This window comes from Brevibacillus jepli (assembly GCF_047229145.1).
Classification (GTDB): domain Bacteria; phylum Bacillota; class Bacilli; order Brevibacillales; family Brevibacillaceae; genus Brevibacillus.
The window spans coordinates 99,070-118,870 of the sequence record NZ_JBFEFW010000013.1 but is presented as its reverse complement, the minus strand read 5'-3'; the positions used below and the strand labels follow the sequence as shown (position 1 = coordinate 118,870).

General features: G+C 48.2%; 24 protein-coding genes. 9 read left to right on the top strand and 15 right to left on the bottom strand.

Going from position 1 to position 19,801, the window contains the following annotated elements; genetic code table 11:
* Positions 1 to 14: 14 nt before the first annotated feature.
* Genes AB1L17_RS16060 through AB1L17_RS16045 form a run of 4 tightly spaced genes read right to left on the bottom strand, consistent with a single transcriptional unit; the run spans position 15 to position 3,179 of the window.
* Positions 15 to 539 carry a hypothetical protein gene (locus AB1L17_RS16060; protein WP_412844425.1) on the bottom strand — a complete coding sequence of 175 codons (525 nt, stop codon included), beginning with the start codon at positions 537 to 539 and terminating at the stop codon, positions 15 to 17.
* Positions 540 to 541: 2 nt separating this feature from the next.
* On the bottom strand, positions 542 to 1,174 hold the full coding sequence (locus tag AB1L17_RS16055) for a hypothetical protein (protein WP_412844424.1): 633 nt from the start codon (positions 1,172 to 1,174) through the stop codon (positions 542 to 544).
* Complete coding sequence (locus AB1L17_RS16050; protein ID WP_412844423.1) at positions 1,171 to 2,583, bottom strand: phage tail protein; 1,413 nt, start codon at positions 2,581 to 2,583, stop codon at positions 1,171 to 1,173. Before AB1L17_RS16050 ends, AB1L17_RS16055 begins: the two co-directional genes overlap by 4 nt.
* Entirely contained in the window at positions 2,580 to 3,179 is a 600-nt protein-coding gene (locus AB1L17_RS16045) for a hypothetical protein (RefSeq protein ID WP_412844422.1), read from the bottom strand. The genes AB1L17_RS16050 and AB1L17_RS16045 overlap by 4 nt, the downstream gene beginning before the upstream one ends.
* 197 nt (positions 3,180 to 3,376) lie before the next feature.
* Between AB1L17_RS16045 and AB1L17_RS16040 the strand changes: the two genes are divergently transcribed.
* Positions 3,377 to 3,871 (top strand): GNAT family N-acetyltransferase, encoded by a 495-nt coding sequence (locus tag AB1L17_RS16040; RefSeq protein WP_412844421.1) that lies wholly within the window; start codon positions 3,377 to 3,379, stop codon positions 3,869 to 3,871.
* A gap of 57 nt (positions 3,872 to 3,928) precedes the next feature.
* Here the strand turns inward: AB1L17_RS16040 and AB1L17_RS16035 are convergent, their stop codons facing one another.
* Together AB1L17_RS16035 and AB1L17_RS16030 are read right to left on the bottom strand one after the other, a co-directional pair.
* Positions 3,929 to 5,668, bottom strand: a complete 1,740-nt coding sequence (locus AB1L17_RS16035) for a sensor histidine kinase (RefSeq protein WP_412844420.1) — start codon at positions 5,666 to 5,668, stop codon at positions 3,929 to 3,931.
* Entirely contained in the window at positions 5,665 to 6,381 is a 717-nt protein-coding gene (locus tag AB1L17_RS16030) for a response regulator transcription factor (RefSeq protein WP_412844419.1), read from the bottom strand. Before AB1L17_RS16030 ends, AB1L17_RS16035 begins: the two co-directional genes overlap by 4 nt.
* A gap of 138 nt (positions 6,382 to 6,519) precedes the next feature.
* On the opposite strand from AB1L17_RS16030, the gene AB1L17_RS16025 reads away from it, so the two are divergent.
* The 4 genes from AB1L17_RS16025 to AB1L17_RS16010 are packed head-to-tail and all read left to right on the top strand — an operon-like array spanning position 6,520 to position 8,529.
* Positions 6,520 to 7,203 carry an ABC transporter permease gene (locus tag AB1L17_RS16025; protein ID WP_412844418.1) on the top strand — a complete coding sequence of 228 codons (684 nt, stop codon included), beginning with the start codon at positions 6,520 to 6,522 and terminating at the stop codon, positions 7,201 to 7,203.
* The gene (locus AB1L17_RS16020) at positions 7,203 to 8,123 is read left to right on the top strand and encodes an ABC transporter ATP-binding protein (RefSeq protein ID WP_412844417.1); all 921 of its coding nucleotides are present in this window, start codon (positions 7,203 to 7,205) and stop codon (positions 8,121 to 8,123) included. Before AB1L17_RS16025 ends, AB1L17_RS16020 begins: the two co-directional genes overlap by 1 nt.
* The gene (locus AB1L17_RS16015) at positions 8,113 to 8,310 is read left to right on the top strand and encodes a hypothetical protein (protein ID WP_412844416.1); all 198 of its coding nucleotides are present in this window, start codon (positions 8,113 to 8,115) and stop codon (positions 8,308 to 8,310) included. Before AB1L17_RS16020 ends, AB1L17_RS16015 begins: the two co-directional genes overlap by 11 nt.
* Before the next feature lie 30 nt (positions 8,311 to 8,340).
* On the top strand, positions 8,341 to 8,529 hold the full coding sequence (locus tag AB1L17_RS16010) for a hypothetical protein (protein ID WP_412844415.1): 189 nt from the start codon (positions 8,341 to 8,343) through the stop codon (positions 8,527 to 8,529).
* A 69-nt stretch (positions 8,530 to 8,598) separates the two neighbouring features.
* On the opposite strand, the gene AB1L17_RS16005 is transcribed toward AB1L17_RS16010, so the two are convergent.
* Positions 8,599 to 9,303, bottom strand: coding sequence for an HAD family hydrolase (locus AB1L17_RS16005; protein ID WP_412844414.1), 705 nt, complete (start codon positions 9,301 to 9,303; stop codon positions 8,599 to 8,601).
* On the opposite strand from AB1L17_RS16005, the gene AB1L17_RS16000 reads away from it, so the two are divergent.
* Complete coding sequence (locus AB1L17_RS16000; protein ID WP_412844413.1) at positions 9,294 to 9,530, top strand: hypothetical protein; 237 nt, start codon at positions 9,294 to 9,296, stop codon at positions 9,528 to 9,530. The two genes, AB1L17_RS16005 and AB1L17_RS16000, sit on opposite strands and share 10 nt — an antisense overlap.
* 16 nt (positions 9,531 to 9,546) lie before the next feature.
* On the opposite strand, the gene AB1L17_RS15995 is transcribed toward AB1L17_RS16000, so the two are convergent.
* Positions 9,547 to 9,972 carry an acyl-CoA thioesterase gene (locus AB1L17_RS15995; protein WP_412844412.1) on the bottom strand — a complete coding sequence of 142 codons (426 nt, stop codon included), beginning with the start codon at positions 9,970 to 9,972 and terminating at the stop codon, positions 9,547 to 9,549.
* 149 nt (positions 9,973 to 10,121) lie between these two features.
* Between AB1L17_RS15995 and AB1L17_RS15990 the strand changes: the two genes are divergently transcribed.
* The 3 genes from AB1L17_RS15990 to AB1L17_RS15980 all read left to right on the top strand — a co-directional run bounded on the left by AB1L17_RS15990 (position 10,122) and on the right by AB1L17_RS15980 (position 12,201).
* Entirely contained in the window at positions 10,122 to 10,577 is a 456-nt protein-coding gene (locus AB1L17_RS15990) for a DinB family protein (protein ID WP_412844411.1), read from the top strand.
* Positions 10,574 to 11,092, top strand: coding sequence for a GNAT family N-acetyltransferase (locus tag AB1L17_RS15985; protein ID WP_412844410.1), 519 nt, complete (start codon positions 10,574 to 10,576; stop codon positions 11,090 to 11,092). The genes AB1L17_RS15990 and AB1L17_RS15985 overlap by 4 nt, the downstream gene beginning before the upstream one ends.
* A 146-nt stretch (positions 11,093 to 11,238) precedes the next feature.
* Positions 11,239 to 12,201 carry a DMT family transporter gene (locus tag AB1L17_RS15980; protein ID WP_412844409.1) on the top strand — a complete coding sequence of 321 codons (963 nt, stop codon included), beginning with the start codon at positions 11,239 to 11,241 and terminating at the stop codon, positions 12,199 to 12,201.
* 60 nt (positions 12,202 to 12,261) lie between these two features.
* On the opposite strand, the gene AB1L17_RS15975 is transcribed toward AB1L17_RS15980, so the two are convergent.
* From AB1L17_RS15975 to AB1L17_RS15945, 7 genes are all read right to left on the bottom strand, one after another.
* Entirely contained in the window at positions 12,262 to 13,281 is a 1,020-nt protein-coding gene (locus AB1L17_RS15975; protein ID WP_412844408.1) for a S66 family peptidase, read from the bottom strand.
* Between the two features lie 144 nt (positions 13,282 to 13,425).
* Positions 13,426 to 13,776 (bottom strand): hypothetical protein, encoded by a 351-nt coding sequence (locus AB1L17_RS15970; protein ID WP_412844407.1) that lies wholly within the window; start codon positions 13,774 to 13,776, stop codon positions 13,426 to 13,428.
* A gap of 157 nt (positions 13,777 to 13,933) precedes the next feature.
* Positions 13,934 to 15,370, bottom strand: a complete 1,437-nt coding sequence (locus AB1L17_RS15965) for a sensor histidine kinase (protein WP_412844546.1) — start codon at positions 15,368 to 15,370, stop codon at positions 13,934 to 13,936.
* Complete coding sequence (locus AB1L17_RS15960) at positions 15,370 to 16,065, bottom strand: response regulator transcription factor (protein WP_412844406.1); 696 nt, start codon at positions 16,063 to 16,065, stop codon at positions 15,370 to 15,372. Before AB1L17_RS15960 ends, AB1L17_RS15965 begins: the two co-directional genes overlap by 1 nt.
* Before the next feature lie 205 nt (positions 16,066 to 16,270).
* Positions 16,271 to 17,605: a branched-chain amino acid transport system II carrier protein gene (gene brnQ / locus AB1L17_RS15955; RefSeq protein ID WP_412844405.1), complete on the bottom strand. Its 1,335-nt coding sequence runs from the start codon at positions 17,603 to 17,605 to the stop codon at positions 16,271 to 16,273.
* Positions 17,606 to 17,724: 119 nt separating this feature from the next.
* A complete protein-coding gene (locus AB1L17_RS15950) occupies positions 17,725 to 18,654 on the bottom strand; it encodes a DNA-3-methyladenine glycosylase family protein (protein ID WP_412844404.1) in 930 nt (309 codons plus the stop codon).
* 77 nt (positions 18,655 to 18,731) lie between these two features.
* Complete coding sequence (locus AB1L17_RS15945; protein WP_412844403.1) at positions 18,732 to 19,652, bottom strand: proline dehydrogenase family protein; 921 nt, start codon at positions 19,650 to 19,652, stop codon at positions 18,732 to 18,734.
* Positions 19,653 to 19,801: the final 149 nt, after the last annotated feature.

The following is a 19,801-nucleotide window of genomic DNA, read 5'->3' as shown; positions in this document are numbered from 1 at the left end:
GATCGATCCCTCCTCTATTCAACCGGCACTCGTTCCAGTCGGATTCCAGTCATATCTCGCCGCAGGATGCTCTCGGCTACATCCAGACGGACTATGATCAGCGGTTTTACGCTCTCTTTGATCCTGGCGATTTTTTTCCCGCGCATGCTTTCTTCCTTCAGCACCAGCTTTTTGATCTGGCTATTGTCTCGGTGAAACTCGCTGTGGGCGCTGACCGCTTCCACTTCTTCAAAGATGGGGAGATAGTAGTTTTTCTGTAGATGGCGGGAGAGATCAATCAGCGGAGTCAGCTTAAACAGGGTGTCTGGTTCGTACGCTTCCACCAACCGCTTCAGCTTGTCGGACAGCAGAAACAGTGGGTATTCAAGGATATCGAGAAAGCTGCTCTCCACTCCCGACTTAATCTGAAGGATCAGCGGGTCCGTGATTTTATGGGCTCGCTCGCGGTGAATATCACGGCTATCGATTTTCTTGCGCACATCCAGCAGCAGCGGCACATCCGAATATCGTTCATCTTGCTTCAGCAAAAAATAGTCCATGATTACGCTCCCGCTCCATTGGTTTCCTCGTTCGCCGGGTCAGGATGCTGGTACAGGACTTCGCTTTGATCCCGGTATTCTCCGACCAACAGGCAAAACTTCGGGGATTTGGCCATCTGGCGGTAGCTGGTGGTCTCCAACAGCACAGGCACCATGCTTTTCATAAATTCGACCGTCAGCAGGTGATACTTGATGGCTTCCATCTGCTTGATCCGCTCGATATCCATCGATGTAATCTTTCTCGCATAGGCAGACTTTATCTTCTCAAGGTCCTCCATCCGCCGGAACAATGGGGCAAAGATGAAATCCGCATCCCACAGCACGGAGCATTCCGTCTGATCCAAATACCAGTTTTCATCATGTGCGTCTAGGCGGTATGTGGCGCTGTTCTCCATGATGCTTGTCCGCAGATACGAGACGTAGATGGTGTGAATCTCCCCCTTGCTCCCCTCTTGCTGCTGCCTGGCTGCCTGCGCGCACAGCTTATCAAACGCGTGGCAAAAGCTGCTCTCGATGCTCTCCTTCTGCTCGCTGTACCGCTGGTCAATCTCGAGCAGATCGTACTGCCACCGATCCAGCACATGATTGTGAAAAAAATCCTGCATTGCGGCCTGTTTGTCCATCAGCTTGCTCATTTGATATGTACCTTCGCCCCGCTCAAGGTCACATCGTCTATGATGCTCAGAGTGGCATCGGCCTGCTTCATGTCTACGCCTGCTTCTCCATGAATGACTACCTTCTCGCCACCTGTGATTTCAATATCCTCCTTGGCTGTCAAAATTATTTTCTTGTCGCTGTTGATCTCGATGCCGCCTTCGTCTGTCAAACGCATCAACAGCTTGCCATTGCCGATAATCTCGATCGCTCCTGGCTGAAATATAATTTGTTTGCCGTATTTGGTGCTGATGCTTTTGACAGAGGGATCGCTGCGCTTTTGGGGATCGGAGGTTTGCAGATTCACCGAGCTTGCGGCAAAAGCATTTTTCTCATTTGCATCGGGAAAATACAGGCGAACCTCATCCCCGATTTCCGGCATGCAATACCATCCGCTGCCGTCGGGGGACGAGTACACAGTGGAGTAAGGAAACCAGATCGCCTCACCAGTGGGCTGTTTTTCATCGATAGACAGATGCACTTTTACCGTGTCTTTGGCGACATCCAAAATCTTGCCGAACAGAGAGGAGCCTGCCAATTCGGTAGGATACAGGGTGTGACAGCCTAATCCTTTTTGATCACGTAAGACGTAGTGATTGAGCAAAAGCCCGTTTTCGATTCGCGTCTCGGCTGTATAGACGTAAAGCGTTTGCCTCTGAAAGGTAACCGGGCTGCACAAGTCCAGTATTCTGTTGCTGGTAACCTCATAGCTGATCGTGTTTTGCTCAGTGATGCCCTGCTTGTCGTTTTCCGATTTCAGTTTGTATTCCATCAAGTTCTTTTTGACGGTGTAATTGTATTCTTCGAGCTTTTGGGGTTCACCCAAATCAGGGATTCCAACAAAATACCTCAGCCCTTTTTGTGTGCAGACAGGTACCAGAGGAGCGTGAAAATGGGAAGCCAGCCGCTTCGCAAACTCCCAATCGGTCTCCTTGTATTGAACCAGCAATCCCCCGATCTGCTTGCCGCCTGAGGCTTCATCGACCACATCGGCTTCGGGATACACTCCGGTGATCTGAGCAAACAGGTCGCGATAGGATAGCTGTTTGTTTTGGAAGGAACGGGTCTTCTTCGCCACATCCATCTGGAAGGTTGCGCTATACGCCTCGATGGTAATGCTCCTAACATCTCTCACAGCATGAACAGACAATTTCGTCACAATGCCTTGAAACAAGACACGCTTCCAGGCTCCGTCTTGAACAAGCACTTCGATTCTTTCATTCTCATCCGCTCTCTCAACGTACTGGTCCAGCTTTTCTTCGGGCACGATTCCACTGAGAGTCAGTTTGATATGATCGTTTACCTGTTTGATCAGGTGCAAATGGGTTATCTTTTCGAATTGGTAGGGTGCAATAAAAATGTTCGCATACGTTAAGACGGGTTGGCTCATCCTTGCTCCTCTCCCTTATCCTCTTCTGTGACGCTTAGTGTCCTGACGACTTGAAAGGCAATCTCCCGCCACTCTTCATATTTCGCAAAAGGGCAGCAAAAAGTGCCCATGGCCATCTTGCCTTCAAGCGCAAAGAAAAACATGAGGTGATAGAGAAAACCATCCAGTGCGGGGCTTTTAAATTCGAAGTAGCCAACCTGCTTTTCGTCCACGACTTCTACCCCGTCTGTATAGAAGACATTTGCCGGATTCGCCTGCTTGATCATGGCTTTCATCCCGTCCGTCAACCGTTTAACCCACTGATCCTGCAAATCCTGATCGACCCGGTTCAGCGTGAAATTGATGCTGCCTGTCTCATCGCTCTTGATGATCTGCGGTCGCTGTTCGTAAGGATATTTGAGCGTCCGCTGCTGTTCGGGCATGTCTTCAAAATCTTTGGGAATATACAACCTTACCTTGTTCTCCCAAAATGCCTGCTGCTCAAACTCGTAGAAGCGGTTTCCCACCCTGACCGGTCCGGTGCCAATGTTATTGGGAGCTTTCGCATTCTCCGCTTGGTTTAAAAATGCCAGTATCTTTTCATCCATATACTCCATTGATCGTACCGCCTTTATCTATTGGGCATTAACCCAAATAAAGTAAATTTACCACATTATTCTAATTATCTCTTTTCTATATCGGAACTTTCATATGAAAATTTTACAAAAATTAGAAAAGAAGCCCTAACATTCATCTCCATATGTTTCCATGGCCGGGCAAATAGAGTACGATATACGAAAGGGAGGTTTTCTCAGTGAACCCTACTTTCTCAATAGAACGAGTTCCTTTTGAACAAAAGCACGCTCTCAAGCAACTGTTGGAGCTGTATACATACGACTTCACGGAGTTTGAGCCTTTCGAGGTCGATGAGGACGGCTTGTTTGGCTATGACTACTTTGACGAGTATTGGACCGAACCAGAGCGCCATCCTTTTTTCGTCAAGATAAATGATAAGCTGGCAGGGTTTGTCCTCGTCCGCATGCTCCCCAGCGCGGAGCAAGAGACGCAATCGCTATACTCTATTGCTGAGTTTTTTATCATGAAGCGCTACCGCCGACTGGGAATCGGGAAATCCGTTTCTCACGAAATCTTTCAAATGTTCCCTGGAGCTTGGGAAGTATTTCAATTGGAAAATAACCTGCCTGCTATCGGCTTCTGGCGATCCAGCATCCGGGATTACACAGCCAATCACTATCAAGAGCGTCAAGCGGATGGCAAAGTCATACAAACGTTCATTTCGAAACCGTGATACAACAAAAAAGCCAAGGGACAACACACATCCCTTGGCTTTCATAATAGTAATCTCCTAGCCGTTGACGGCAGGAAATGTCATTACGACAACAGTCCCGCTGCCCAGCTTGCTTTCAACCGTTATCTCTCCTCCGTGAGCCAAAACGAGCTGCTTGGCAATCGCCATGCCTAGACCCGTTCCACTGGCATCCTCTCTTGTATGCCCTCCTCGATAGTATCTCTCAAACAGATTGGCCAGTGTGGTCTCATCCATGCCCGGGCCATTATCTGCGATCCTAACAACAAAACTGTCTGCCGCATTCGACTGTACCTGTACGAGCACGTTTGTACCTGCTGGAGTATACTTGATCGCGTTCGTCAAAATGTTAACGATGATGCGGCGAAACCATATCTGATCGACTTCGGCCGTTATCGATGGGACGTTCGTCGTAAATTCGATGTCATGCAAAGACGAGCTCGGATCGTTCACCATATCCACGACAATCCTGCGAATCGCTTCTACGATCGCTACCGACTGTTTGACCATGGGCAAGGCATTGTTTTTAAGGCGATAGGTCAAATTCAAATCCTCAATCAGCCCGTTCATGTAGTCTGACTTTTCCCGAATCGTTTTCCCAAATTGGCTGACTTCTCGTCTGTCCCACTCGTACTGCTCAGACTCCAAAAAGGTAGCATAGCCGTAAATAGAGCTAAGCGGCGTCTTGAGATCATGGGAGAGCCCGGTGATCCATTCCTCTCGCGTCTGCTCGATTTCTTGCTGACGCCTTTCATTCGAGCGCAGCGTTTCACTTAGATGTCGGAGAGCGTCAAATACATCCTTGAATACGCGGAATGACTTCTTTTCTTTCCCGCGCCAATTCCTTCCGATTGGTTTTCCTTTTTTACCGGTGGGCTCCTCGTAGCGACCTTGGGCTAGCCTTTCCAGCCAATTCACCATATGCAGCAAGGGCTTACCGACTCGCCACGCATACCAGCTGCCTGCGAATAGTACGGCCAGGATCAACAGCAGCCCGATTTGCAAAAACGTTTCCTTGATCATGGCATCCTCTGACGTCTCCTGAACACCAGACTGATACGTTGGATTCGGACTGCCCACTACGTACGTCATGGAGCTCGTCTTGTCATAGCGACTGGTGATGGAGACTGGAACATTTTTAGCTGTCTCGCTGTTCTGCAGAGCTTCCGTCATGTCTAACTGTGCGGAAGCGCTAGGGTGATTCCACTGATGGATGAGTTTCCCCGCACGATCGTATATCAAATACCATGACTTTTCCTGGGAAAAACTCTTGTTCAGCTCGTCCAATGTCTCCTTGCTCGTGCCCGTCTTAGCTGCGATCAGGCGCTTCATCAGTTCTTTCTCTGGGGCTGGCGTTCCGTAGAGGACGATCATGTTTTCTTCGAATTGATTAATGGCCCAATGCGTGATGTGATAGCGAGAAGCATCCCGATCTTCAACATAAGCGATCCACTCCCCTGGCCCAAATTGACTCGGAACATCAGCGGGTGTTCGATAGGTGTACAGGATCTTGCCGTGCTTGTCGATGATTTGCATCCAGCCTTGATGTCTCGCTACGCTCTTCTCGATGTCCGAATTAACGTGAACACGCTGCCCGTCATAGTCAATCTTCAATGTCAGATCAGCCGCTTCCAGCCTAGACAAATCGACGGTCAGCTGCTCGTTCATTATCCGCCAGCCTAATCCAAGCATCGCGATAATCAGAAACAACAGCAAGACGAGGAGAAACCCGAACAGCTGCCTTACATATTGAAAGATCAACTTATTACGCAAATTCATGACTGTCTTGCCGGACTTACCAGCTTGTAGCCCAGTCCTCTCACCGTGACCAACAGCTTCGGCTGTCCCGGATTTTCTTCAATGCGCTGGCGGAGCTTATGAATGTGCACCATGACGGTATTTTCATCAAACATCCCGTACTCGTCTTTCCATACATGATCATATATTTGTTCTTTCGTAAATACACGGTTCGGGTTCTGGCAGAAAAAGACGAGCAGCGAAAAAACTTGCGCCGGGCAGTCCACTTGCTCTCCATTCACAAACAGCTCGGCTGCCTCCACATTTACTTGAAAACGTCCAAAATCATATCGCTTTTCTTCCGAGGCTGGCGCAGGTCCACCCAACGTTCTGCGCAGATGTGCCTTCATCCGGGCAACGACCTCTAATGGATGAAACGGCTTCGTAATGTAATCATCTGCTCCATAAGCAAATCCGCTCAATTTATCGAAATCCGTCCCTTTTGCCGTCAGAAAAAAGATCGGAGCCTTCGTTCGCTGACGCACTGCACCGCACAGCTCAAATCCATTCTTATCTGGCAGCATGACATCCAGGATCAACAAGTCATACGTCTTTTCCTCTACCAGACGAATCGCCTCTGTTGCTGTCGTACATGTATCGATATGGATAAAGCCTTCCTTTTGCAGCACGGTTTGGAGCATCTGCAAAATCGCTTCTTCATCATCTACCAGCAAGATTCTTGCTTCTTTCTCCATGTCCGTTCCCTCCCTTGTTGTCATTCATTCTACCATGAGAAACACCGCCAACGAAAAAGATAAGGAAATGGTAAGGTAGCGTTTCAGTCAGGGAAAGGTCTGCCCATTATGATGAGGGAGAAAGGAGCGGATTCACCTATGTGGGCCATTTGCCAACACGAATTTTTTCGGTTGTTTAAAAGCATCAAATCGTTGATTACGGTTGCCTTTATCGTCGGCATCTCGTACCTGGTTTCTGATCTCGTCAATCAGGCAGCAAGCTTTCTTCCGCAAAAGGAGCTGGCGCAGGGACATGCGCTAGGCATCTTTGCTCTCATCATGCTGTTTGGACCCTTGTTTGTATTCAGCCTGTCCCATGATGTCATCAATCGTGAGCTAGCGGGCAGGACGATGCGCTTTCTCGTGACCCGGACTTCACGCAATCAGATCATTGTAGGGAAATTTCTCGGTGTCGCGTTCTTCTGGCTAACCTGCATGATCATTACGTTTGGCGTAGTATTTGCTACCGCGCAAACGTTTGACGCCAAAACCTTTTACCTCTGCGTATCCCTGCTCGTGTATTGCATCTCGCTGGCACTGCTGCTGTCACTCGTGATACCTCGCCCGAGCTACACGATGTTTTTGGGAATTGTGATCGCATTGATTATGCCAGGACTCGGGCTGTGGAGTACCTTTTCCAGTCACCCGGCAGCACCATGGATTAAATATTTGACGCCCTTTTCATTTATGGAAAAAAGCGGCGCCTGGACCGGCTTCATCTGGCTCTACGCAGCTGCATTCCTGATCGCTTCTATGTTCTTATTCCGACGGAGGGATTGTTAATGGCAATGATCGAAACCTTACAGTTGAACAAGCGCTTTGGCAATCGCACGGTCGTGAATGACGTCAGTCTTACCGTGCACAGCGGGGAGATTTTTGGATTCCTCGGTCGCAACGGCGCAGGAAAATCGACCTTTATCAATATGCTGACAGGCATTTTAGTTCCTACAGCGGGCACCATTCGCATGTTTGGAGAGGATGCACGTACGGAAGGCTGGAAAAAACGAATTGGCGTACTGCCGGATTATTCCACCTTCTACGACCATTTATCTCCTGCTGAGCACCTGCACTTTTTCGCTCGTGTAAAAGGCGTCGAACTAACAAAGGAAGAATGCATGCGCATACTGACAGCTGTAGAACTGGAGGAGCATGCATCCCGCAAAGCCAAAACCTTTTCCTTCGGGATGAAAAAGAAGCTGGGCATTGCCCAAGCCTTGGTCGGAAACCCGGAGCTCATCTTCCTCGATGAGCCTACATCTGGCGTGGATGTTGAATCGGCTCTGCATATTCAAAACTTGCTGCGCAAGCTCCATCAGCAAGGAAAAACGATCTTCATGACCTCGCACAATTTGAATGAAGTCGAAAAAATTTGTACCCGCATCGCCATCATGAAAAGCGGAAAAATCAGTTCACTCGGTACTCTCGATGAGCTGCAAGCTGCCCATCAGGCATGGCGATCTGTGCACGTACGTCACTCGGCTTTTGCTCCCGAGGATTCCTTGAACCTGCGCGCTTTCGTTGAGTCTCTCGGACGCAATACGATTTGGGAAGACGGGCGTCTCTCGATTCAGGTCGGGGACGATCAAAAAGTAGCCACCCTTGTTCGCGCTCTCGTTCAGGCACGCGTGGATATTTATGGCGTAAATGTTGAAGTGCCGTCGCTCGAACGAATTTTTATGGGGGAAGAAGCTCATGAGGCTTAATCTTGCTTTTGCCTTGATTCTATCCGGGATGCTGGTGTTCAACTTCTTGATCGGAAAAAGCGTGACCACCGGAAGTCTATCAATCACGATTGGCCTGATTGTCCTCAATCTCATCTTTTTCATCACAAAGTACAGAAAGAGTCAGCAGGAAAAAATGAAAGATCAGGTTAGTAGATACAATCGATGATCGGGCTCATGAAAATGGGGGAAGAGTCTCATGACGAGTCGTTATCTGGAGTTTGCTGTTATTATAACGGGGATATTGCTCTATAAAACCTTTTGGGGAGATAGTCTTACACCAGGAGCTATCGGGCTTTTGATTGGCCTGATTGTCGTCAGCCTCATTCTTCATATGAGAAAGCAGTATGCGAGACGCGAGGAACAAAAGAAGCAAGAAAATGTGTAAAAAAAGCAGCTTGATTGCCCGTGAAAAGAGCCTGCAAGTTATGCGGCTGGGGCAATAGGCTGCTTTTTTCTATAAGATTGCGATAAGCTGATCCAGTCTCTCAATGACAGCGAGTGGTTGATGCCAGGATGTAGGCTTCTTTCCTCGCGGATTGATCCAGACAGCTGAAAAGCCAGCGTCGATCGCCCCCGCTACATCTGCATCCCACGTATCGCCCACGAACAGCACTTGGTTGCTCTCGACCCCGAGCTTTTCTCGAACGTGCTCGTAAATTCTTGGATCAGGCTTATGATGGCCGATGATTTCGGAGAGAAACACCCGCTCCCGAGGGAAGTACGCAGACAATCCCAAGCGCTCCAGCTTGATAAAAGCCATATCGACTGGACCGTTGGTGACAATCCCCAAGGTATGCTCTTCGGTCAGCTTCGCAATGGTGGACTGGACAGAAGGATCAGGCTGAACAGCATCCATGCATGCGGCCTGGTAAGCACGTTGGAAATCGTCGACCTGCTCCGCTTCAATCTGTCGGTTAAAATCTGCCATCGCCCTTTGAAAACGCAGCTGTCTGTATTGTGTAAAGTCGTAGCGTTTGGCAATTACATCGACCCACAAATCGTCTCCGTGGCGCCGCAGAGCCTCAAGAAATTTCTGTTTCTCCACATCGGCTGTCAGCGGATGGGTCTCAATCGTCTGCTGCATGCCCTTCTCCCAGCAGGCTGAAAAGTCAAAGAGTGTGTCGTCTAAATCGAATAGGATGGTTGTGAATGCTGACATGGTTTAGTGGCTCCCCCTTCCTTTTTCTTGCGGATTTCATTGTGCATATGACTCAGTCTTTTGATATGATCATTGTAACGGAAAAAGGAGGTTGGAGCATGTCTGAAGAGGAGAAACTGGATCTTTTGTTAGAAGGGATAAATGAACTTTTTTTGTTGACTCGTGAAATTTTGGATCGTCAAGATAAGATGATTGCCAAACTCGATGTGCTAATATCGGCATCCTAGCTATCCACTGTTATTTTCATTCAGTTCCTTGATTGACCCTCTCCAGCTCTACTAACAATGCCTCTCTCAACTCAGCTGGCAATGAAATAGATTGTCTTGTATTCGCATCGATCATCACCATCGTCACATCGGCGTCCGCCACTAAAACATCCGCGGCGTTGTACAGCTCTTGGCGGATGACGAAGCTCTTTTCTCCCACCTTGACCACTGTCGTTATCGCCGTTACATCTTCTCGCATCGTCAGCTCTTTTCGGTAGTTGATATTAATGTTGACCACTACTGGCATGATGGCCCGCCGCTTCAATTCATCCAGCGTAAATCCTTTCTGCCATATCCATTCAAAACGCGCCCACTCCATGTACTCTAAATACTTGGCATTATTCACATGTCCAATCACGTCAATATCGGTAGAACGAACAGTCAATGCATAGCGATGGGCCACTCCCGCTCACTCCTTCATTTTTTCTACAGTATAACGAATAAATACAATTGAGTGAACATTCATTCAAAATTTTCCGAATGATCACACTGTTCTTTCCTGATGTTTTACCTATAATAAAAGATAGTAGCCTCCTACGAAAGGATGATTGGATGTTCGAACAAGAATTGCTGCCGTCGCTGCAAACAGCACGTTCACGCTATCAGGATGCTCTCGTCCGTTTGGATGCAACCGAGCTAGGCTGGAAGCTGGCTCCAGGCTCCAATTCCATCGGGTTTTTGATTCATCACATTGCCGAAGTGGAATATCGATTCTGTATGATGTTTTTCGGGACAGCAATCCCTCCAGAAATCACACTCACCACGATTGGCCCTGTGAGAGATGAAGGAAACTTTACCGACTTGTCTGCCTTGCTCACCTTCCATGAGGCTTCCTATCATCACTTGCTGGATTCACTCGCTTCCTTGCCAGAAGACGCATGGGACACCCCCTGTGAAGCACCAATCGGCACATTGACTCCTCGTCAGGCACTGGGGCGCTTGATCTATCATATGGGATATCATGGTGGACAGATCGGACTCATCCGAAAGTACGGAGGTCCTAGATGAGCCTTTCCCTGACAGGTCCGCGACTTGTCATTCGCGAGCTGCAACGCGAAGACCTACCTGACCTCTTGACCGTTTACAACAGCAATCCTGAATACAATCTCCTGCGAAACGGCACGAGTACAACAAGTCTGGCTGAGCTGGAAGCAGAGTATAGCGCCACCGTTGGTATTCCTTCGGGGCATTGGCTCGTCATTTTCTTGGAAGGTACGTTAATCGGTGTCACCCATATCGTACTTTCGAATGAACATGATCCTAAGAGCTGGATTAGTCTCTTGCTCCTGCACGCCGCCTATCAACAACAAGGCTTTGGAAAAGAAGCAGTGAGACTCATCGAGGCATACTGCATCCAACACGGCAGTCAGCATATTCACCACGGTGTCATCGCGCATAACGAACCAGCGCTTCTCTTCTGGGGACGGCTTGGCTATGAGCAGTATCGTCAGGTGGAGGCACCAGTCGGGCGTCTGACACAACCGGTGCTGCTGGTAGCCAAGTGGCTGACCCCAACAACCTAAGGAGGTGAATCACATGAACCGTCGCCTGTTTGAAAATGATGTGCCCACCCTCCTCTCCTAGTCGGTGAGGAAGCGGTTCTCTTACTGCCTCCCGGCTACGGAATAACGCTCGAATGATTGATTCATTATTCCGGGAGGGACTTGTTATGTCACAAGCACAATGGAAGCAAATGTTTTTGGGAGCTATCTGCCTGACTCTCGCCGCAGCGATCTGGGGCGGTGTTTATGTCGTAAGCAAAGTCGTCTTGGAGGTTATTCCTCCGTTCACGCTATTGATTTTGCGCTTTTGCATTGCCTTGGTCGTCTTGGGGGCATTTACCATTGGTCGCAAGGAGTATGTCGCGAAAAAGGATTATCCTTTGCTGATGGTCATCGCCTTCGTCGGGGTTACGATCTCGATCGCCGCGCAATTTCTCGGTACGAAGCTGTCTACTGCCCACATGGGTGCATTGATTACTTCTGCCTCGCCTGCCTTTATTGCGATTTTTGCGGTCTGGCTATTAAAGGAGCGCATCCATCTAAAGCAGGCGGCTGGAATTTTGTTAGCGACGCTTGGTGTCATTATTGTCATCGGAGTCCCTGATCAGGCTGACGCCCAGTCCTCGCTGACAGGCAACCTGATCTTGTTCGTAGCAGCGATCAGCTGGGGATTGTATACCGTTCTCAGCAAAAAGGCGACGCAGCGCTATTCGTCCCTGCTCGTCACGACCTATGTGGCTTTGTTTGGCATCATCTTTACGAGCCCGCTCATGTTCTGGGAGCTGTCAGTCACACCCGTATCCTGGCAATTTGGTTGGGACATCTGGGCAGGGGTCCTCTATATCGGGATGATTTCGACGGCAGGTGCCTTTTATTTATGGAACAAAGGCTTTGAGCTGATGCCTGCTGGCAGCGGGGCCGGATTCTTTTTTGTCCAGCCGATTGTCGGTGCGTTTTTAGGTTGGCTGTTGCTCCATGAGCATTTGGGTCTCAGCTTTTTTGCCGGAGGCGCATTTATTTTCCTCGGTGTCGCCTTGTCCACTCTGGGAAAACGTAAATCCCCCGAAGGTCAGCGTGATGAAACAACGCAGGAACACCTCACGAATCAATACAACGAGAAGCAAGGCTAGATCATACGTTTGCTTACATGCTACGAGGACTTCCCTATTTGTTGGGAAGCCCTCGTTTTGTTATGGACGAAAATATTGCCGTACGCACCCTTTATCGCCTGTCAGCGCTACTTCCGCATAGGCTCCGTTGATAAACGTCAATTGCGGTGGCATATGCCCACAATCAATATCGTATAGGACAGGTACTTGCAGTTCGCAAGCCAATTCCCGATAGACATCTTCTACGGTATACCCGTCAACTGCCTGATTCGCTGGACTGCGACCAAACATGATCCCTGCACAATGATCAAACCATCCAGCCAGCTTCATTTGTACCAGCGATCTGCGCAGATCAGTCGTAGAAAGCTCACAATTTTCCCAATACCATATGATCGGTTCATTTCCGATTTGTTCTTTTTGAAACGTTTGCACATCCCCATACGGTGTGCCGATAACGTGTCTGATTACATCTAAGCAGCCGCCAAGTAGACGCCCCTGCATGTTGACGTGAGTCGTAGTCTCCGTCGTTTTCCATACCGTCGGTTCCGTCAGATGAAAAACGTGCGGCGAAGGATTCGTATGCTGCCATTCCTTTTGATACATCGGGGAAGAGTACTGCACGACTGACTCGCCCTTCTGCGTTGACAGAACCGTCTCCCACATGGCCGTCGTCTCATCCATTTTCTCTCCGCGCAAATCAACCAGATTCGTCCCATGTGCCGTAGCCATCCCGGTTTTTAACGTAATCGCGAGCAGCAGCACACTCACATCTGAATAGCCTAACACCCATTTTGGTTCCATGGCATGAAAATCAAGCTTGTCTAAAATCTCAATCAGCAGCTCGCCACCCCAGGGAGGGATAATTGCATCGATGCTTTCCTCTTGCATTAGTGAGTTGAATTCGGTTGCTCGGTTTGTAGCAGGAGCTGACTTGGCTTTTTCCTGCGTCCAGACTGTATCCTTGCAAACGATGGAATAACCTCTGCTCTCCATACGACTGCATGCGAGCCTGACTAATTCATGCAAATACTCCGGTACCCCTGACGATGGCGCAGTTACACCTATAGTAGCGCCCTTTTTCAAGGATGGATACGTGATCATGATTTCCCCTCCCCTATTGTAAGTTTTGGATAATCATACCACGAATTTGAACAAAAAAAAGACGGCCTATAGCCGTCATCAAGGTATATAAAACGGGAGGGAAGTAGAGGAGTTCAAACAAACGTGTTTCCAGTTCGTGAATGATTACTTCTTGCTGGCGTCAGTCGTTGTAGACTGTTCAGCGGAACCACTGCTATCGGTTCCCGTAGCACCAGGTGATCCGGTGCTGGTACTTGCATCAGAATTGGCATCCGTTGCAGGTGCTTCCGTAGACGAGCCTGTGTCCGCAGAAGCATCCGGTGTGGACTGATCTTGCGAAACCGAGCTATCGGTCGATTGTCCATTATCGGTAGTGGAGGACCCCGGAGCGGTTTCGCTTGTCGTGCCCTCTGGTTGTGTCGCCGGTTCAGGTGTTCCTGTTGTGTCAGAGCAGGCAACCAAGCTGCCAGACAGGAGTAATGCGACAGTGGCAATGGAGAACCATTTTTTGTTCATGTTCATTCCCCTTTCATTCCTTGGCTTCGTGACCTTCTCGCTGTCACACCTATATCGTAACGGGTAAAGATAACCATTCTGTAAGGAAAGTGGGAAAAAACGATGATCAATGTATGAAAAAAGTATGACCATGATCATTTTTTCCAGCGATCATGATTCAGTTCTCCGGTATAATCCTTGGAAGCCATATCGTAAAGGTACTGCCCTTCCCTGGTGCACTTTCCACTTTGTACTTACCGTCATGCAGCTCTACCAGTTCTTTTACGATGGCGAGCCCCAGCCCTGTCCCTTTATTGTTCTTGGACCGTCCGCGATCTACTTTAAAAAAACGTTCCCAAATACGGTCCAGGTCATCTGTGGCAATCCCCATCCCTGTATCGATCACTTGAATCTGTACATATTCTTCTTCCAACGCTGCACGTAAGCGAATCTCACCATCACCCGTAAACTTGATCGCATTTTTCACCAGATTTTTCAGAATTTGTGCGATCCGGTCCTTGTCAGCATAAATTCTCGGCAGCTCGTCCTCTACCTCTATCCCCAAACGAATCCCTTTTTCCTCTGCTTCTTGGCGGAAGGAAAAAGCAACCCGATTCATGACATCAGCTACGTCGACAGGGAACTTGGCCAGATTAACCTCGTTGTTCTCCAGCTTCATCAAATCCATCAGGTCATCCACCAGGCGGTTCACTTGCATGGTCTCGGTGTACATTACGGCGTAATACTTCTGCCGCGCCTCTTCCTCCTCTACCAAGCCGTCCTGCAACGCTTCCAGAAAGCCTTGAATCGCAGTGAGTGGTGTGCGCAATTCATGAGACACATTCGCCAAAAAATCATTGCGCACTTGCTCCAGATGATGACGCTCCTGCTCTACCTTTTCCAGCTTCTGTGCCAGCGTATTGATGGTTTGTGCCAAATCGCTGATCTCATCAGACGTATCGACCTGTACGCGCTCAGCATAATTCCCTCTTCCAATCTCATGCGCTGTTCTCTCAATGGTCCGCAACGGCCGAGAAATAGACCAGGACAAATAAGAAACCATGATGGTAGAGAGAATCACCCCGAACAAGGTCGCCCACAGAATCGATTCGCGCATTTGACCAAAGGTTTTCTCAACTCCTTCAATCGGCGCATGCAAAATAATTCCGCCATAGACGTTTTCTCCTTCGCCCCATGGCACGGAGACCGACAGCATCGGGTCGTCCAGACCCTCGATTTGCAGCTCAGTTACTGCGCTTTTTCCATTCAACACGTTATCTGCGATGGAAACCGCCACGGACTTGCCGGTAAGCACCTCATCCTTCATCGAGGTCGCGACAATCTTTCCTTCCGTATCAAACAGCCAGATACGCGTATCAAATGACTCATCCAGCATCGCCAGCTTGTCCAAGAGCTGCTTGTTTACTTCATCGCTTTTATGAATAGCCGCGTTCACTTTTTTCGCCATGCGCAAAAGCTCTTCTTCTTTGGCGTTGTAGATATATTCCTTCGTAAAAAACGAGAGGACAATACCTGTAATCCCCAACCCCACCAATACTGTAGCTAAAAAGCTGAACAACAGTTTGCGGAAGATACTTTTTGACATGCCTAGCATCATTGATCCACTCCAAACTTGTAGCCGATCCCCCAAACCGTTTGTATGCACTCGTAGGGGAGTTTATCTAAACGCTGTCTGATCTTCTTTATATGAACATCAATGGTTCGCACATCGCCAAAATAATCAAAACCCCACACTTGTTCCAACAGCTGCTCCCGCGACCACACACTTCCCGGTGACTTTACCATCTGAACAAGCAGATCAAACTCCTTCGGGCGAAAGCTCACTTTTTCTCCGGCAACAATGACTTCCCGTTTATCCAGATCGATCGTCAATTGATCAAAAACAAAGGTACGGAGCACCTCTTCTTCTACTTTTGGCTTTGGCTGCAATCTGCGCATAATCGCACGAATACGGGCAACGATCTCTCGTGGACTAAACGGCTTCGTTACGTAATCATCCGCTCCGAGCTCCAAGCCGAGTACACGGTCAAACTCCTCATCCTTTGCCGTCAGCATAATAATCGGCGTATCCCACTTCTTGCGGATTTCCCGACATGCCTCAAAGCCGTCTACCTGCGGCATCATCACATCGAGAATGACCACATCCGGCTGTTCCTTTTCCATCAGCTCAAGAGCTTCTTGGCCATCGGCTGCTGCGATGAGCTCGATTTGTTGTTTTTCAAAATAAAGGCGAATAATTTCGCGTACGTTTGGATCGTCATCGGCAACCAAGACTTTCATCGTGGACATAGCCAATAACCTCCCTTCTTAGGAACGGCATCAATAAAAACTGGCCGTTCTGACAATTTACGTTTTTCCATGGTAACATAGATCACCCGTATTGTGGACGGATAGAAGTCCTATCTAGCTGGTAATAGCAGGACAAAATACGTTGCCACAAAAAAAAGCGAGTGGACTCATTGGGGACTGACCCCCACCCACTCGCTCATTATTTTTACTTCGTTTCTCTTACAACAGGGACACTGCGCGTAAGAGTAGCCCACAACAAACCAAGAAGTGCACCAGCAATAGCTGGAACCAGCCAGCCAATTCCTACTTTGTACAGAGGCAATTGTTCCAGGAATGGCGTAAGTGAGTCGATAGATACGCCAAGCTGAGAAGCTCCATCCAACAGACTCACCACAGCCGTTGCCGTGATCGCGCCTACGTATACAGCACGATGTCCATTGAACATTCGATCACAAAACGTCAGCAGCATCAGTACGATCGCCAACGGATAAATCGCCATCAAGACAGGCACAGAGAAGGTAATCAATTGGGTCAAGCCTACGTTTGCTACCGCAGCGCTAAACACACACAAGATCACAGCCATTTTCTTGTAGGAGATGCTAGGGATACGGCTAGAGAAAAATTGACTGCACGCTGTGACGAGCCCAACAGAAGTGGTGAGGCAAGCAAGCGTAACGGCTCCTCCCAGCAAGAGCGAGCCTAACGGACCAAACAGCTGCGATACGACGGCGGTCAAAATTTGCCCGCCATTCTCCGACTTTGCAAACGAAACACTGGTGGCTCCCATATAGCTGAGGGCAAGGTATACGAGTCCGAGTCCAATTGCAGCAAGGAAAGCGGCTTTGATCGTAGACCACATCACTTTTTTGCGATCGATGATGCCTCTATCCTGAACAGCAGTTGTTACTACCAAACCAAATACCATCGCAGCCAATGCATCCAGCGTCAGATAGCCTTCGATAAAGCCTTTGAAGAACGCCGTATCCTGATAAGCGCCTGTCGGTTGTCCCACATCTCCCAAAGGAGAAATGAGCGACTTCACAAACATGACACCAATGATAATCAAGAGCGCAGGTGTTAAGATTTTACCGATCCGATCCACCAGCTTGCTCGGATTCAGACTCAACCAAAACGTGAGGGCAAAATAGACGATCGTTGTAACTAAAAGCGGAATCCAACTGCCTTTCATCGATTCAGGCAAATATGGCAGCACGCCCATTTCAAAAGTGACTGTACCTGTTCTTGGGATCGCCATGAATGGCCCTATCGACAGATAAACAATAAAGGTGAACACGACTGCAAACATCGGATGGACTCTGGAAGCCATTGTTTGCAGATTCCCGCCAGCCAGTCCCACCGCAATAATTCCCAGTAAAGGCAGACCCACTCCGGTAATCAAGAAGCCGATCATTGCGACCCATACTTGATCACCTGCAGCTTGTCCAAGCGCTGGCGGAAAAATCATGTTTCCTGCTCCAAAGAAAAGGGCGAATAGCATCAAACCAATTGTAATTGTTTCTCTCGTTGAAAGTTCTTTCATATAAATCCTCTCAATATTATTTAATAAAATAAAATTTTCATTAGTATAACTTAAAATTAACTCACTATTCAACCTTTAATTTTTTAAAATTATTGAACTTTTGTCAAAAATGAAAGTTTTTACAGTTCAAATACTTCTTTTCTTTTGACCGCCCCCACTGCTTCCCATATATACAAAGAGTAAATACTGCGCCACGGAGCCCACTTCTCGCCTATCCTACGAATATCGTTTTCAGTTGGCTTCGAATCCATTCCATAAAGGAGAACAATCCCATTTCGTAAACCGATGTCAGCAGCCGGCAATAAGTCTGGACGTCCCATCCCAAACATGAGCAAGCACTCGACTGTCCAGCGTCCAATTCCCCGCAGCGAAGTTAGGTACGTAATGATTTCCTCGTCCTCCATTGCCCATAGTCTTTCCAAATCTATCTTCTCGTTAACAATGGAACGGGCGTAATCGATAATATACTCTGCTTTTCGCTGACTAAACTGCAATGGACGCAAATCCTCCACTGTCAATCTGGCTACTGCTTCAGGCGTCGGAAAAGCGATAAGGCTCTTGCCGGTTGTGCTTTCTACTACATCACCTGCCAGTGTAACCAGCCTCTCGGTCAAATTGGCTGCAAACGTCAAATTGATCTGCTGCCCGATAATCGTTTTGACCATGCATTGAAACAGATCCGCATCCAGCATCAGACGAAGACCGCGAAACCGCTCGGTGAGGATGGCTAGCTCCTTTTCCGCCCTCATCTGTTCATAGATCGGGGATAGCTCCAAATCGGCACTAAAAACACGACGCAGCATTTTTTCCAGCACTTGCTGTTCTGTCGTGGACAAAATTGCTTGTGTCTCATAGTGCAGAGCAGGTTCTTCCAAGCTGCCCATAAATTGCATACTGACCAGAACTGGCCGTAAACCGATTCGAAAGACGCGCTGTAAACTATTTTTTTCTTTATTCACACGTATCTGCGTATCTGGATGTGTCTCAAGACGTCGAAGCAAACGTTCAAAAGAATACGGAGGAGTAAGCGAAATAATCAAAGAATTCACGAAACTCTCACCTTTCCAGATCAAATAAAAACACCTCCGGAGATTCCTCCGAAGGTGTCAAGTATACTGCGCAAAACTTATTTCGTAAACATCCCTTTGAGAACAAATTTTACGTTCGCTGGACTTTCTGCCAAACGGCGCATGAAATATCCGTACCAGTCGTTTCCATACGGTACATAAACCCGCATTTTATAGCCTTCGCGAGCCAAGTCAATTTGGGACTGTGTGCGAATGCCATACAACATTTGGAATTCAAACTGTGTACGCGGAATGCTGTGTTCCTTTTCCAGCTTCTTCACGAAATCGATAATATTGTCATCATGGGTAGCAACTGCGGCATAACCACCGTTCAACAAGTGCTGCTTGATGATTTTTTTGTAGTTCTCATCTACGTCTGGCTTGTTCGGGTAAGCAACTTCAGGAGACTCCTTGTAAGCTCCTTTTACGAGACGGAAGTTCACTTTTTTGTCCTTCAAGCTGTCGATATCATCGGACGCTTTGTAGAGATACGCCTGAATAACGGTCCCTACATTGTCGTACTCTTGCAGTAATTCGTTCAAAATCTCCATGGTCACTTGATTGTGCGCATAATCCTCCATGTCGATCCGAACAAAAATGTTTCCATTTTTCTTAGCCGAATCCAAAATGCGTCTCATGTTGTCCATGCAGAGCTCGCGGCTGATATCGAGACCGAGTGAAGTCATTTTCAACGAAAGATTGCAATCGACACCGGATTGGTGGATTGCCTCAAGCGTTTTAATGCAATAGTCCGCAGACTCGTTTGCTTCCTCTACGCTGAACACGAATTCACCCAAGTGGTCCAGCGTGCACACGAGACCCTGTTGGTTCAGCTTGCGTACCGCGCTGATTGCCTCAGCAATAGTTTGACCAGATACAAAGCGGCTCGCCCCGAAGCGCAGACCCCACTTTTTCGCGGCAGAATTTAAGGTTTTGTTTTTGGATAAAAATAGAAAGAAATCCTTCATAGCTTGTTCCATCGTTGACTGTCTCCTCCTCAACGTACTCTGTCCACTTTTACTAGCATGAATCGTGCCAATTGCTTGTGGTAAGCGCTATCCTTTTGTCGGAATCACATCTTTAACACATATGTACATTACGTGTCCATTCTTGTACACTTTTGATTAGA

Excerpts from the sequence above, each read along its gene's own strand:
- AB1L17_RS15975 (WP_412844408.1), bottom strand. The coding sequence starts at position 13,281 with ATGATCACGTATCCATCCTTGAAAAAGGGCGCTACTATAGGTGTAACT.
- AB1L17_RS15985 (WP_412844410.1), top strand. The coding sequence starts at position 10,574 with ATGAGCCTTTCCCTGACAGGTCCGCGACTTGTCATTCGCGAGCTGCAA.
- AB1L17_RS16005 (WP_412844414.1), bottom strand. The coding sequence starts at position 9,303 with ATGTCAGCATTCACAACCATCCTATTCGATTTAGACGACACACTCTTT.
- AB1L17_RS15980 (WP_412844409.1), top strand. The coding sequence starts at position 11,239 with ATGTCACAAGCACAATGGAAGCAAATGTTTTTGGGAGCTATCTGCCTG.
- brnQ (WP_412844405.1), bottom strand. The coding sequence starts at position 17,605 with ATGAAAGAACTTTCAACGAGAGAAACAATTACAATTGGTTTGATGCTA.
- AB1L17_RS15960 (WP_412844406.1), bottom strand. The coding sequence starts at position 16,065 with ATGTCCACGATGAAAGTCTTGGTTGCCGATGACGATCCAAACGTACGC.
- AB1L17_RS16055 (WP_412844424.1), bottom strand. The coding sequence starts at position 1,174 with ATGAGCAAGCTGATGGACAAACAGGCCGCAATGCAGGATTTTTTTCAC.
- AB1L17_RS16010 (WP_412844415.1), top strand. The coding sequence starts at position 8,341 with ATGACGAGTCGTTATCTGGAGTTTGCTGTTATTATAACGGGGATATTG.
- AB1L17_RS16015 (WP_412844416.1), top strand. The coding sequence starts at position 8,113 with ATGAGGCTTAATCTTGCTTTTGCCTTGATTCTATCCGGGATGCTGGTG.
- AB1L17_RS16035 (WP_412844420.1), bottom strand. The coding sequence starts at position 5,668 with ATGAATTTGCGTAATAAGTTGATCTTTCAATATGTAAGGCAGCTGTTC.
- AB1L17_RS15945 (WP_412844403.1), bottom strand. The coding sequence starts at position 19,652 with ATGGAACAAGCTATGAAGGATTTCTTTCTATTTTTATCCAAAAACAAA.
- AB1L17_RS16045 (WP_412844422.1), bottom strand. The coding sequence starts at position 3,179 with ATGGAGTATATGGATGAAAAGATACTGGCATTTTTAAACCAAGCGGAG.
- AB1L17_RS15970 (WP_412844407.1), bottom strand. The coding sequence starts at position 13,776 with ATGAACAAAAAATGGTTCTCCATTGCCACTGTCGCATTACTCCTGTCT.
- AB1L17_RS15990 (WP_412844411.1), top strand. The coding sequence starts at position 10,122 with ATGTTCGAACAAGAATTGCTGCCGTCGCTGCAAACAGCACGTTCACGC.
- AB1L17_RS16060 (WP_412844425.1), bottom strand. The coding sequence starts at position 539 with ATGGACTATTTTTTGCTGAAGCAAGATGAACGATATTCGGATGTGCCG.
- AB1L17_RS16020 (WP_412844417.1), top strand. The coding sequence starts at position 7,203 with ATGGCAATGATCGAAACCTTACAGTTGAACAAGCGCTTTGGCAATCGC.
- AB1L17_RS16000 (WP_412844413.1), top strand. The coding sequence starts at position 9,294 with ATGCTGACATGGTTTAGTGGCTCCCCCTTCCTTTTTCTTGCGGATTTC.
- AB1L17_RS16050 (WP_412844423.1), bottom strand. The coding sequence starts at position 2,583 with ATGAGCCAACCCGTCTTAACGTATGCGAACATTTTTATTGCACCCTAC.
- AB1L17_RS16025 (WP_412844418.1), top strand. The coding sequence starts at position 6,520 with ATGTGGGCCATTTGCCAACACGAATTTTTTCGGTTGTTTAAAAGCATC.
- AB1L17_RS15965 (WP_412844546.1), bottom strand. The coding sequence starts at position 15,370 with ATGCTAGGCATGTCAAAAAGTATCTTCCGCAAACTGTTGTTCAGCTTT.
- AB1L17_RS16030 (WP_412844419.1), bottom strand. The coding sequence starts at position 6,381 with ATGGAGAAAGAAGCAAGAATCTTGCTGGTAGATGATGAAGAAGCGATT.